The organism is Stenotrophomonas sp. 8(2023), assembly GCF_030345295.1.
GTDB classification, from domain to species: domain Bacteria; phylum Pseudomonadota; class Gammaproteobacteria; order Xanthomonadales; family Xanthomonadaceae; genus Stenotrophomonas; species Stenotrophomonas muris.
Genome location: NZ_CP128404.1, coordinates 2415543 through 2428334, shown reverse-complemented (window position 1 = coordinate 2428334; position 12792 = coordinate 2415543). Strand labels below are relative to the sequence as shown.

The following is a 12792-nucleotide window of genomic DNA, read 5'->3' as shown; positions in this document are numbered from 1 at the left end:
ATGCACGTGCTCATGGTGATGCTGGGTGGCGTACTGCTGCTGGGGGTATTCGTGCTGTTTGGCCATCTCTGGAGCACGGGCACCTCGCAGCTGCCCACGGCGCTGATCGCCTTCATCGCCACCTGGCTGCTGGTGGCCGTGGCCAACATGTGGGTAGGGGTCAGCAAGGCCGGCTACGCGGTACGCGAGGAGCTGCCGATCCTGTTGCTGGTGTTCGCCGTGCCGGCGCTGCTGGCCGGTTTCCTGTACTGGCGCCTGGCGCGCTGAAGGAGTTCCATGAGTACCCGACTGCGCCTGCCCGCGCTGCGCCACCGCGATGGCCATCATGCCCGCGTGACCTACGAAGAACTGTTCTTCGACCTGGTCTACGTGTTTGCGGTCACCCAGCTCAGCCACCATCTGCTGCACCACCTGGACCTGGCCGGCGTGCTGCAGACCCTGGTGCTGTGGTTCGCGGTCTGGCTCGGCTGGCAGTACGCGTGCTGGGTCAGCAACTGGTTCGACCCGGAGGCGCCGCGCATCCGGGGCGTGATGTTCGCCACCATGCTGCTGGCGTTGTTGATGTCCTCGTCCATTCCCGAGGCGTTCGCCGATCGTGCGTGGATCTTCGCCGGGGCGTACGCCACGATGCAGGTCGGACGCACCGCGTTCGTGCTGCTGGAAGTCGGCCGCAACCATACGTTGGCGCCGAACTTCCGCCGCATGCTGGCCTGGGTCAGCGTGTCGGCCTGCTTCTGGCTGGCCGGCGCGGCGGCCGAGGGCCACCTGCGGCTGGCACTGTGGGCGATGGCGGCGGCCTGCGAATACATCTCGCCGATGTTCGGCTTCGCGTTCCCGGGCATGGGCCGGTCGCACACCCGCGACTGGACCATCGAGGGCGGTCACCTGGCCGAACGCTGCCAGCTGTTCGTCATCGTCGCACTGGGCGAGACGTTGCTGGCCACCGGGGGCGTGCTAAGCGACGTCGAGCACTGGAGCCTGCAGGTGATCTCGGCGGTGCTGGCCACCTTCGCTGGCACGATTGCCATGTGGTGGCTGTACTTCGGCATCTCCAGCCGCGATGCCACAGAGGCCATCACCCACGCCGAAGACCCGGGCCGGATGGGCGCCAATTTCCATTACGTGCATGCCCTGCTGATCGCCGGCATCATCGCCACCGCGGTGGGCAACGATCTGGTCATGGACCATCCGGCGGCGGCCGTCACCACGGTGTACGCCACGGTGATGGTGGCGGGCCCGCTGATCTATCTGCTGGGCAGTGCCCTGTACAAGCACGTGGTCTATGGGCGCGCGCCGCCCTCGCACCTGCTGGGCGCCGCCGCACTACTGATGCTGGGCCTGGTGTTGCCCTGGATGCACCTGCTGGCCGCCGGATGGCTGACCAGCCTGGTGCTGCTGGGCGTGGGGTTGCTGGATGCGCGGCTGAAGCGGCGCACCCGGCCGTTGCCGGGCTAGAACCCGCCGCCGGTCTTGAAGTCACCGCCGCCGCTGATACCACCGCCGCTGTGGAAGCTGCTGCCGCTGGAACTGGAGCTGGAGCTGGAGCTGGAGCTCGAACTGGAGCTCGAACCCGAGCCGGAACTGCTGGAACCGCCCGAAAGCAGGTCGAACAGGCCGCCAGAGGAGCGGGTGGTGCTTCGGCTGCTGGTGGTGCTGAAGAAGGATGCGGCGACGGTGGCCGGCGCGGCGGCCCGGTAGCTCGGCGCCTCGTAGGCCTGGCGCTCGATGTCTGCTGCCGCCTGGTAGCTCCTCCGCGCCGCCTGCAGGCTGTCCAGGCGCTTTTTCAGCACGGCCATTTCGCGGGTGTGCTCGCCTACCATCCCATCGATCTCGCCCAGGCGCAGGCGACTGCGATGGATGCGCTCGAGCACGGCATCGTCCTCGCCGGAGGCGGTGGCGGCCACGCGCCGGTACAGGTCGTCCATGCTCTTGGCCGACAGCGTGCGCGCCAGCGCGGTGAGCAGGGCGCTGCCTTCGGCATCGGTCCAACTGCGGAAGCCGTCGATCTGTGCCTGCTTGGCATCCACGGTCTGACGATGCAGCTGCTCGGCCAGCAGCGCCTGCGCTACTGCGCCCTGTGCCGTCTGCAGCTGCTGGCGCAGCGGGTCGCCACCGGCGCGGGCGAGGGCGGCATCGCGGGCCTGCTGTACCGGTTGGCGGGCCGCCTCCACGTCGTCGCGGGCGCGTCGGGCATGTTCCTGCAGATAGGGCGGAAGCTCGACCAGCGTGGCGTACTCGCGACGGGCACGGTCAAAGCCGCACAGTTCGGCCAGCCAGCCGTCGACGGTGCGCACCAGTGGCCAGCCGCGGTAGGCCGTGCTGCCGTAGCTGCGCCGGTGCAGGTACATGAAGATCGGGTCGGCCTGATAGGCGCCGGCCTTGGCGTCATGCTCCGATTGGGCAGAGGAAGCCATGCGCTCGACCGTGTCGGCACGCGCCACGGCCAGCTGCAGGTCGTCCTGCAGCGCCCTGTAGGTAGGTTCCGCTTCCAGCGTGGTGTCCACCTGGTCCTGCAGGGCCTGCCAGCGTCCGCCGGCGGCGTCGCGTGCGGCAACGGCCTCCTGCGACCGCTGCTGCAACGACTGCTCGATGTCCAGCAGCGCCTGCAGTTCGTCGTCCAGCACCGCCGCTTTGCGGTCACGGCGCTGCAGATCGGCGCTGGACTGCTGCAGCAGGTCCCGGGCCAGCATCGGCGGCGCATCGTTTGCGGCCTCGGCCTGCAGGCGCGCCAGGGCGTTGAAGTCGTCGCGGACCCGCCCGTGCAGCGCTTCCTGTTCCTTGATCAGCTCCCGGCACTGGTCGCCACGCGCGGCCAGTTGTGCCTGCACCTGGCCGATATCGGTCTCGACATCGGCAATCGCGTCGTTCAGGTCTCTCATGTCAGTTCCTTACCCATCACCATTGGGTGATGTAGCCACCGGTGGCGGGCATGCGGAACCGCGGCGACAGGCTGCCGCGCGGCTTGCTGCCGATCTGGTCGTCTTCGATGATGCCGTTGTCCTGCTTGTCGGCGGCAACCCGGTTGTAGGTGGCCTCGGGCACGCGTACGGCAAACACCGAGACCCGTTCCTCCTTGCCGGTTTCCTCGTTGCGGATCGGCAGTTCGGCAGCATTGCCGGCCTCGTCCAGCGCTTCGGTCACCAGATAGTAGTTGCGGCCACCATTGGCCTTCTCGTTGTAGCGCCAGACGCCGGTGCGTTCATCGTCACGGTTGACGATGCGGTAGACCAGGGTCTGCGACAGCAGCCCCACCAGCTGGCTGACCTCGTCCAGGGCCGGCCCGGCTTCGGCCAGCGTCTCGACCCGGATCAGGCGGGCGGCCTGCTCCAGCGCACGTTCGAAGCGCTTGCGGTCTTCGCCGGCGACACCGGTGGCGAGGCCGTCGGCCTTGAGCTGGGCCAACCGCTCGTTGAGCGCGGCCAGCGTGGCGGCGCTGCCGATCAGCTCCTTCAGGGTCGCTACCGCCTGGCCGGCCGCGGCGATGTCGCCCGCGCGCAGTGCCACGTCGCCGCCGGTGTAGGCGCGTGCGCGCGCCTGCTCTGCATCCGGCGCGAGGCGTGCCGCCTTTGCAGCGGCGTTGGTGGTATCCAGCAGCTCGCTGGCCTCGATCGCGTGGCCGAGGATGTTCACCCGCTCGGTCAGCGGCGGCAGCGTTTCCCTGGCATTCGCCAGCAGCTGCGCGGCGGCCTGCCGATGCTGCTCAACCTGCGCGGCGGCCTGCTCGCCGGTGGCACTGCCACCACTGCTGAGCCGGGTGAGCTTGTCCTTGCGCACCAGGGTCGGCTGTGCGGCCAGTGCGGCGGGAACCCCGGCGAAGCGCCGCTGTGCTTCGGCCAGCGCGGCCTGTGCGCCTTCGGCCAGTGGCTGCAGGCGCCCACCGCTGGCCGTGGCACGTGGCAGCAGCCCCTGCAGGGCCTGTTCCTGTGCCGCCAGCAGGGCGCGCGCTGCAGCAGCCTCCTGTTGCTGCGCGGCCACCTTGTCGTTCAGCACCTGCACGTTCTTCTGCACGTTGCTCTCGTGCACGAACGCTCCGAAGCTGCGTGCCATGACCAGCAGCATGCCGAGCACCAGCAGCAGGAAGGCCGCCAGCAGCGCCCACTTCAACAGGCGGGCCCGATCGATCCAGCGCCGCGCCAGCCACGCCTTCCAGCCACGCGGCGCGGTGTAGAGGTAGCGCTGGTCGCGCTGGGCCTGGATGCCGGCCTCGAGGATCTCGTCGGAGACCTCGATGCCCTGCGAGCGGTACAGCTCAAGCAGGCGCTGCTTCAGCGTCGCCTTGTCGTGGCCGCTGTCGGCCAGCGCCTTCATTTCGGCGTTGCGGTAGCGCAGCTGGTCGACCACATCCATGGTCAGCAGCGCAGCCTGCAGCTCGGCAGGGGCCATCGTCGCACTCACCTCAGCGCGACTCCGGGCTCGGCGGCGCCTGCAGCAGGGCGGCGAAGCGCTGCTTGCCCTGTTCGACATACTCGGCGATCTCGGCCGAGTCGCGGGTCGCCTGGCCGCGCAGCTGCTCGATCTCCCGCAGCGAGGTCTCCTGGAAGCGCACCACCGCATCGACCAGCTTGCGCACCGAATCGACGCCGATGGTGGCGCCGTAGCCGGCCTTCAGGCCCTCGTGCAGCACGTCATCGCCAATGTTGGCCACCGCTTCCAGGCCCTTGGAGGTGCCCTCGGTCATCGCATTGAGCGCCTGCGTGGACTCATGCAGGCCCATCTGCGTGGTGAAGGCCAGGTTCAAGGCGGTGAAGCTGGTTTCATTGGTGGAGAAGAACACCACCGAGCGCTCGTTGACGCGGCGCTTGATCTCGTGCGACTGGTGCACGCGCAGCATGATCGCCTCGGAGGTGGCGTAGTTCACCTGCAGGTTCTCGGCCAGGTCCTTGGCCAGCTGGTAGCGCGACTCCTCGGCCTGGTTGTTGCGCAGGGCCTCGTCGCGGGCCATGACCAGGCGGCCGGTGTCGGCGGCATCGGCGGCCGGATCGGCCGACTCCACGCGCTGCTGCGCCTGCTTCAGCGCCTCGCGGGCATCGGCCAGCGCCTGCTCCTGCAGCTTCAAGAGCTCATGGGCCTGGATCTCGGCATCCTTGATCGACAGGCGGAAGTCGCCGTACATCTCCAGCACGCGCGACTCGCGCTGCAGCTGCTCGGCCGAATCGCGGCTGACTTCCAGGAATGTGCGGCGGATCTTCTCGAACCGGCTCGGGATGTCGCCGCGGGTGACCTTCATCCACAGGTTCTGCAGGCGCTCGCCCATGTCGATCCTGCCGTCGCGCACCTGCTCGACCATGGTGCTGGCATCGTCACGGATGCTGTCGAAGGCGCGGATGATCTCGGTATAGCGGTCGGACACCTTGGCCGAGCTGATTTCATCACGCATCACGGCATTGAAATGCCCGGACTGCTGCAGCACGCGGGCAATGGCCACCACGCGGCCCTGGTCAAGGGTGGACAGCTGCGAGACCAGCGCGATGGCCGGTGCGTTGTTGTCCTGGGGAGCGGCCAGGCCCAGGCTGCGCAGCGTGGCCATGGCGCGGTCGAGGTACTTGATCGGCGCGGTAGCGGCCGGCGTGGCAAGGAGGGTGTTCTCGGACATTTCGACGGCTCCGGTCAGGGCAGGCAATGAGGAACCTGCCGCGCGGAACGGGCAGGTTGCTGCGAAACGAAGGGGAAGGGGAGCGGCAGCCGTGCGGCGCACGACAGGCGGGCCCGGTCAAGGGCCGACGGCCCGGTATGGGCGAGGGTGGTGTCCTGTTCAAGCATGGCGCATTCCCTGCAGATCGCCCCCCTGGCGATTCCGTCCCATTGTAGCGGCGGTGATGGGCAGGTGAAGCCCCACCGATGGCAGGGTGGAGTAGCGTTGGCGCACGCTCATCGGTTGCGGCAAGCGAGGGCTTCGTGCAGAACGTACCGCAATGGTTGCTCTGGTCGGGACTGTCCGCCGTGTTCGCAGCGCTGACTGCGCTGTTCGCCAAGGTCGGCGTCAAGGGTGTCGACCCGGACCTGGCCATGGCCATCCGTACCCTGGTGGTGGCGGCGGTGATCCTGCCGCTGGTGATGGTCACCGGCAAATGGTCCAATCCATTGCTGCTGCCGGGGCGGACCCAGCTGTTCCTGGTGCTGTCGGCGCTGGCCACCGGTGCGTCGTGGCTGTTCTACTTTCGCGCACTACAGAGCGGTGAGCTGGCCAAGGTGGCCGTGGTGGACAAGTTCAGCGTGGTGCTGGCGATCGTGCTGGCCTATCTTCTGCTGGGCGAGCGGCCCAGCCTGCGGGAGTGGAGCGGCATCGGCCTGGTGCTGGCCGGGGTGATCGTGCTGGCCACGAAGAAGTAGCAGCGTTGAACCGACCAGAGGGGAGAGCAGGATGCAGGGCGAAGCACACGGTACGTTTGAAGTGGCTCTGCGGCCGATCGGTGGCAATGACGGCCCGATTGCGGTGATGTCGATCAACAAGACCTTCGCCGGCGACCTGCACGGCAGCAGCGTCGGCCAGATGCTGGCCTTCCGCACGCCGGTGCAGGGCTCGGCCGGCTACGTGGCGATGGAACGGGTAACGGCCACGCTGGCCGGGCGCCAGGGTGGGTTCACCCTGCAGCACAACGGGTTGATGACCCGTGGCACGCCGCAGCTGAGCGTGGTGGTGGTGCCCGATTCGGGCAGTGAAGGACTGTTCGGCCTGAGCGGCACACTGGAGATCACCATCAGTGAAGGCCGCCACGACTACCGGCTGGTCTACAGCCTGCCGGACGAGATCTAGCGGAGTTCCGCTGCCATCGCCGCGAGCCGGGCGACGGTATTGAGATTGCGCGCCGTGCCCTGTGCCGAGCCGGGAATGCGCAGGCGCGAGTCGGCCATGCCGGCGCCGTAGTGGATGAAGATCTCGCGCGTGCCGAGTGCAAGCTGTTCGTCGCGCCGGCCGGTCACGCCATCAAGCGGGTCGGCAGGCAGGCTGCCGTCGAGGAACAGGGCGACCACACGGTTGCCGGCGGCATCCGGAAACGGATTGCGTGCCACCACTCCTGCGATCTCGCTGGCCGAACGCACCAGTACGCCTACCGGCTTGCCGGCATATTCCTGGAGCCGCTGGCCGAGGGCCTGGCGCACGCCCGCCTCGTCGAGCGAGCTGCGCAACACCACGTTGCCGCTGGCGATGTACGTGCGGACATCGGCGAAGCCTGCGTCCTCGCACATCGCCACCAGTTCGCGCATCGGCAGCCTGCCGGTACCGCCGACGTTGACCGCGCGCAGCAAGGCGACGTGGACGTTCATGGCGTCCCCGCCTGCAGGCGGTCGTACATGCGCACCAGGTCGACCAGGGTACGCGCGCCCATCTTGCGCATCACCTGTGCGCGGCGCACCTTCACCGTGATCTCACTGACGCCGAGGTCGCCGGCGATCTGCTTGTTGAGGCGGCCACGCACCACGCCATCGACCACCTCGCGCTCACCCGCGTTGAGCGTGTTCCAGCGCTGCTGCAGGGCATCGAGCGCCTCGCCCTCGCGGCGGCGCTGGCGGTCGATCTCGATGCCCTTGTGGATCGCATCCAGCAGTTCCTGGTCGCGAAAGGGCTTGGTCAGGAATTCGATGGCACCGTCCTTGATCGCGTTGACACCCATCGCGATGTCGCCGTGGCCGGTGATGAACACCACGGGGAGCTGCAGGCCATGGCTGCCCATCGTGCGATGGAATTCAAGACCGCTCTGGCCGGGCATGCGCACGTCCAGCACCAGGCAGGCCGGCGCGTCTTCCAGGTCGTGTTCGAGGAAGGCCTGGGTGGAGGCGAAGGCCCGCACCTGCAGGCCCATCGAGGCCAGCAGGTCTTCCAGCGCCGCGCGCACCGACGGATCGTCGTCGACCACATAGACAATGGGCGCCGGATCGGCGATGGGTGCAGTGGGCTTACGCATGGTGGACATCCGTGGCGACGGGCAGGTCGAAGACGAAGCAGGCACCGCCGCCTGCCGGTCGTTCGGCGCGGATCTGGCCGTCGTTCGCCTCGATCATCGAGCGGCTCAGGCTGAGGCCCAGCCCCAACCCGTGCGACTTGGTGGTCCAGAACGCGTCGAACACGCGCTCGGGATGCTCGGCGGGCAGGCCGACGCCACGATCGCGTACGCTGAGGCTGACCCGTTGGCCCTCACGCCGGGTCAGCAGCGACAGACGCCGGTCGCCTGCGGGTACGGCTTCCATTGCATCCACCGCATTGAGGATCAGGTTGCCGATCACCTGCTGCACCTGTACGCGATCGGCCTGCACCGGCGGCAGGTCGGCGTCCAGCAGCAGGGCCACGGCCACGCCATGCTGGTCCAGTTCGCTGCGCGACAACGCCAGCATTTCCTCCACCGCCTGGTTCAGGTCGAAGGCGCGCCGTTCCGGTGCCGCGCCCTGGGTCAGGCCGCGGATGCGGGCGATCACATCGCCGGCACGGTGCGCATCGGCCAGGATGCGGGCCACGGTCTGGCGTGCCTTGTCCACGTTCGGCGGGTCCTGCGCCAGCCAGCGTTGGCAGGCTTCGGCGCTGCTGGCGATGGCCGCCAGCGGCTGGTTCACTTCGTGGGCGATGGAGGTGGTCAGCTCGCCTACGGTGGAGGCGCGCGCTACCCGCAGCAGACGGCCCTGTGCTTCCTGCACGGCGGCCTTGGCCGCTTCCATGTTCAGTGCGAGGTAGGTGGTGATGCCGATCACCAGCATGCCGATCACCGAATTGACCAGGCCGATGCGGTAGGTGCCGAAGCGGGTGAGGAAGAAGCTCAGCCCGGTCAGTCCGATGCAGGCGATGGCAAGGGTGATCAGTCCGCGCGCGCCCAGCACGCGCGATGCCGCGAGGATGACCGCTGCGTAGAAGCAGGCAGCAGCAACCGCGTAGTCGGTGATGGTGTCGATCAGGAAGATCGCGGCCATCACGACGATCAGGGCCAGCAGCACCAGCGGGCGGCGGGGCGACAGCGATGGCATCGGGACGGCTCCCTGGCGTGGGGTGAAAGGATAGCAAAGCCGCCATCGGCAGATGCCGATCCTGGTCGGCAGGCTCTTTTGCTGTGGGTGCCGACCGTTGGTCGGCACAAGCCAGAACGATGCCTGGTAGTGCCGGCCGCTGGCCGGCAACTGCACGGTGTTGCCGGAGCTCATGAGGTTGCCGGCCAGCGGCCGGCACTACCGCAGGGATGGACACGGTCTCTGAAGGTTCTCTGCCGACCAAGGTCGGCACCTACCAAAGCGGTGCACGGTGTTGCCGGCCAGCGGCCGGCACTACTCCTCCAGGCTGGCGTTCCAGAATCCCTGCAGCACACCGGGCGTGGTCGCCAGCGTCGCAAGTACGGCGTCCAGTTCGCCGGCATCCACCGTGGTGGCATACAACACCGCCTCGATCTCCACATCGCGCTCGCCGAACGGGCGCTGGTCCACCGCGCGCACCGGGTACTGCGCCTGCTCAAGCAGCAGCAACAGCTGGTCCAGCACCTCGGCCTGCTGTTCGCGCTGGCAGACCACGTTGATCGCATAGGTCGCCTCGCTGAACGCTTCCGGCAGCGGCTGCCGCTGGATGCGGTTCACCACCGGCCGCAGCAGGGTATTGGCGGCCAGCACGAACACCGCTGCGAGCACTGCTTCGGGCAGCAGCTTGATACCTGCACATGCTCCCACCGCCGCCGATCCCCACAGGGTGGCGGCGGTGTTCAGGCCGGACACCTGCGCGCCGTCCTTCATGATCGCGCCGGCGCCGAGGAACCCGACGCCGGAGATCACATAGGCCACCACATGCAGCGGCGAGGGTGGTCCGCCGTACAGGTCATGGAAGCGCACCGCCAGATCGACGAACACTGCCGCACCCACCGCCACCAGCGTATTGGTACGCAGGCCGGCGGTGCGTTGGCGCAGCTGCCGCTCCAGGCCGATGACCGTGCCCAGCACGAATGCCACCGACAGGCTGATCAGCGAGCTGAGCGTGGCGCCGGCGTTGAACGCCGGCAGGTTGGGATTGATGTCCATTGCGTTTCTCCCTGGACAAGCGGCGGGTGCTTACTGCCAGCCGTAACGACGGATGTAGAACTTCTTCAGCGCGGTGGTCAGCACCGCATAGCCGAACAGGATCGCCACCAGGAACGGCCAGTAGCCGGCCGGCAGCGCCTGCAGCTTGAAGTAGCCGGCCAGCGGGCTCATCGGCAGGGCCACGCCGATGGCCATGATCAGGCCGGTCATCAGCAGCAGTGGCGGCGCGGCGATGCTCTGCAGGAACGGCACCTTCGGCGTGCGGATCATGTGCACGATCAGGGTCTGGGTCAGCAGGCCGACCACGAACCAGCCGGACTGGAACAGGCCCTGGTCGGCCGGCGTGCGTGCATCGAACACGTACCACATCAGCGCGAAACAGCTCAGGTCGAAGAGCGAGCTGATCGGCCCGAAGAACACCATGAAGCGGCCGATGTCCGCCGGGTTCCACTTCAGCGGCTTACGTACCAGTTCCTCATCCACGTTGTCGAACGGAATGGCGATCTGCGAGATGTCATACAGCAGGTTCTGCACCAGCAGCTGCAGCGGCAGCATCGGCAGGAACGGCAGGAAGGCCGAGGCCACCAGCACCGAGAACACATTGCCGAAGTTGGAGCTGGCGGTCATGCGGATGTACTTCAGCATGTTGTTGAACGTGCGCCGGCCCTGGATGACGCCTTCCTCCAGCACCATCAGGTTCTTTTCCAGCAGGATGATGTCGGCCGCCTCCTTGGCGATGTCCACCGCGCTGTCCACGCTGATGCCGATATCGGCTGCGCGCAGCGCTGGCGCATCGTTGATGCCGTCACCGAGGAAGCCGACCACCTTGCCCTGCGCCCGCAGCTCGCGTACCAGCCGCTCCTTGTGCAGCGGCGTCAGCCGGGCAAACACGCGATGGTGGTGCAGCGCCCGCGACAGCGCGCCGTCGTCCATGCGCTCGATCTGCGGGCCGGTCAGGATGGTGTCCGCGTCCAGCCCCACCTGTGCGCAGACACGGGCGGTCACCAGTTCGTTGTCGCCAGTGAAGACCTTGACCTCGACACCGTGTGCGGCCAGCGCCTGCAGCGCCTGCGCAGCCGACTCCTTCGGCGGGTCCAGGAAGGCCACGTAGCCGACCAGCGTCAAACCGCACTCGTCCGCTTGCGAGTAGGCGCTCTGACTGGCCGCGGTCTCCTTCATCGCCACCGCCACCACGCGCAGGCCCTGTTCGTTCAGTTCCTCGGTGGTCTGCCGCACCCGCGCCAGGCGGCGCTCGTCCAGTGGCATGTCCTGGCCGTTCTCGCGCACGGTGCTGCACACCGCCAGCATCTCTTCCACCGCGCCCTTGCAGATCAGCTCATGGTGGTCCTCGCGCTCGGATACCACCACCGACATGCGGCGGCGCTCGAAGTCGAACGGGATCTCATCCACCTTGTGGTAGTCCTGCGACAGCCGCAGCGAACTCTGCAGCTCCACGTGCTCCAGCACCGCGCGGTCCAGCAGGTTGATCAGCCCGGTCTGGAAGTGGCTGTTGAGGTAAGCGAACTTCAGCACGTCTTCCGAATCGTGACCGAACACATCGGTGTGGCGCTCCAGCGCGATCCTGTCCTGGGTGAGCGTGCCGGTCTTGTCGGTGCACAGCACTTCCATCGCGCCGAAGTTCTGGATCGCATCCAGGCGCTTGACGATCACCTTGCGCCGCGACAGCAGCACCGCACCCTTGGCCAGGGTGGAGGTGACGATCATCGGCAGCATCTCCGGCGTCAAGCCCACCGCCACCGACAGCGCGAACAGGAACGCCTCGGTCCAGTCACCCTTGGTCCAGCCGTTGATCAGCAGCACGAACGGCACCATCACCAGCGCGAAGCGGATCAGCAGCCAGCTGACACTGTTGACGCCGGCCTGGAACGCGGTGGGCGCACGGTCGGTGGCGGTGCTGCGCTGGGCCAGCGTGCCGAAGTAGGTGCGGTTGCCGGTGGCCAGCACCACGGCGGTGGCGGTGCCTGACACCACGTTGGTGCCCATGAACAGCAGGTTGTGCTGCTCCAGCAGGCCAGCCAGGCCGTCGCCGGGGTGCGCGAACTTTTCCACCGGCAGCGACTCGCCGGTCATTGCGGCCTGCGCCACGAACAGGTCCTTGGCGGTCAGTACGCGGCAATCGGCCGGAATCATGTCGCCGGCCGACAGCACGATGTGGTCACCGGGCACCAGCTCACGGATCGGCAGGTCCAGCAGGCGAGCCGGACGACGGCTGTGCAGGTGCGCGCCGAAGTACTGGTCGGCCACATCGGCGGCCTCGGTGCCCGGATTGCGGCGCAGCACGCGCGCGGTGTTGCCGACCAGCGCCTTCAGCCGCTCGGCGGCACGGTTGGAGCGGCCTTCCTGCACGAAGCGGATCAGCGTGGACAGCAGCACCATCGCACCAATCACGATCGTGGCCTTGATGTCCTCGGTCAGCCAGGACACCGCCGCCAGTACGGTCAGCAGCAGGTTGAACGGATTGCGGTAGCACTGCCACAGGTGCCGCCACCACGGCAGCGGCTTTTCGTGATCCACCTCGTTGGGGCCGAGCGTGGCCAGCCGCTCCTCGGCTTCATGCGGGCTCAGGCCATCGGCATGCGACTCCAGCGTTGCAAGCAGCTCGGCTTCTTCCTGCTGGGCAAGGGTGACCAGACCGGTGGTAAGCGCGAACGGCGCCGCTTCGGCGCTGCCCGGGCCAAAGCCGGCTTCGGGCATCGCACGACGGCGGAACAGGTTGCCTGCGCGACGGCTGCGCAGGAAGGCGTTGAACCAGGCGTTGAGCAGGCTCATGGGACGCTCCTCGAATGT

General features: G+C 67.7%; 12 protein-coding genes. 4 read left to right on the top strand and 8 right to left on the bottom strand.

The genetic code is table 11. The features are described from left to right. Both QP609_RS11445 and QP609_RS11440 read left to right on the top strand, forming a co-directional pair. The gene (locus QP609_RS11445; RefSeq protein WP_014647303.1) at positions 1-267 is read left to right on the top strand and encodes a hypothetical protein; all 267 of its coding nucleotides are present in this window, start codon (positions 1-3) and stop codon (positions 265-267) included. A 9-nt stretch (positions 268-276) separates the two neighbouring features. Next, a complete protein-coding gene (locus tag QP609_RS11440) occupies positions 277-1455 on the top strand; it encodes a low temperature requirement protein A (protein ID WP_197621624.1) in 1179 nt (392 codons plus the stop codon). Here QP609_RS11440 and QP609_RS11435 read toward each other — a convergent pair. The 3 genes from QP609_RS11435 to QP609_RS11425 are packed head-to-tail and all read right to left on the bottom strand — an operon-like array spanning position 1452 to position 5593. Continuing rightward, positions 1452-2879, bottom strand: a complete 1428-nt coding sequence (locus QP609_RS11435) for a hypothetical protein (RefSeq protein ID WP_164077892.1) — start codon at positions 2877-2879, stop codon at positions 1452-1454. The genes QP609_RS11440 and QP609_RS11435 overlap by 4 nt on opposite strands. Positions 2880-2895: 16 nt before the next feature. Next, the gene (locus QP609_RS11430; RefSeq protein WP_197621623.1) at positions 2896-4383 is read right to left on the bottom strand and encodes a DUF6384 family protein; all 1488 of its coding nucleotides are present in this window, start codon (positions 4381-4383) and stop codon (positions 2896-2898) included. Between the two features lie 13 nt (positions 4384-4396). Continuing rightward, complete coding sequence (locus tag QP609_RS11425; protein WP_046430850.1) at positions 4397-5593, bottom strand: hypothetical protein; 1197 nt, start codon at positions 5591-5593, stop codon at positions 4397-4399. 245 nt (positions 5594-5838) lie between these two features. Here QP609_RS11425 and QP609_RS11420 point away from each other — a divergent pair, with 245 nt between their 5' ends. Both QP609_RS11420 and QP609_RS11415 read left to right on the top strand, forming a co-directional pair. Next, entirely contained in the window at positions 5839-6330 is a 492-nt protein-coding gene (locus QP609_RS11420; RefSeq protein WP_153643306.1) for an EamA family transporter, read from the top strand. A 31-nt stretch (positions 6331-6361) separates the two neighbouring features. Next, complete coding sequence (locus QP609_RS11415; protein WP_197621622.1) at positions 6362-6754, top strand: DUF3224 domain-containing protein; 393 nt, start codon at positions 6362-6364, stop codon at positions 6752-6754. Here the strand turns inward: QP609_RS11415 and QP609_RS11410 are convergent. The 5 genes from QP609_RS11410 to mgtA form a co-directional block, all read right to left on the bottom strand. Then, the gene (locus tag QP609_RS11410; protein WP_014647296.1) at positions 6751-7266 is read right to left on the bottom strand and encodes a DUF1697 domain-containing protein; all 516 of its coding nucleotides are present in this window, start codon (positions 7264-7266) and stop codon (positions 6751-6753) included. The two genes, QP609_RS11415 and QP609_RS11410, sit on opposite strands and share 4 nt — an antisense overlap. Next, entirely contained in the window at positions 7263-7904 is a 642-nt protein-coding gene (locus QP609_RS11405) for a response regulator transcription factor (RefSeq protein ID WP_014647295.1), read from the bottom strand. Before QP609_RS11405 ends, QP609_RS11410 begins: the two co-directional genes overlap by 4 nt. Beyond that, on the bottom strand, positions 7897-8952 hold the full coding sequence (locus QP609_RS11400) for an ATP-binding protein (protein ID WP_126412333.1): 1056 nt from the start codon (positions 8950-8952) through the stop codon (positions 7897-7899). Before QP609_RS11400 ends, QP609_RS11405 begins: the two co-directional genes overlap by 8 nt. A 294-nt stretch (positions 8953-9246) precedes the next feature. After that, on the bottom strand, positions 9247-9984 hold the full coding sequence (locus QP609_RS11395; protein ID WP_005416700.1) for an MgtC/SapB family protein: 738 nt from the start codon (positions 9982-9984) through the stop codon (positions 9247-9249). Between the two features lie 30 nt (positions 9985-10014). Next, the gene (mgtA, locus tag QP609_RS11390; protein ID WP_049439576.1) at positions 10015-12774 is read right to left on the bottom strand and encodes a magnesium-translocating P-type ATPase; all 2760 of its coding nucleotides are present in this window, start codon (positions 12772-12774) and stop codon (positions 10015-10017) included. Between the last annotated feature and the right edge of the window lie 18 nt (positions 12775-12792).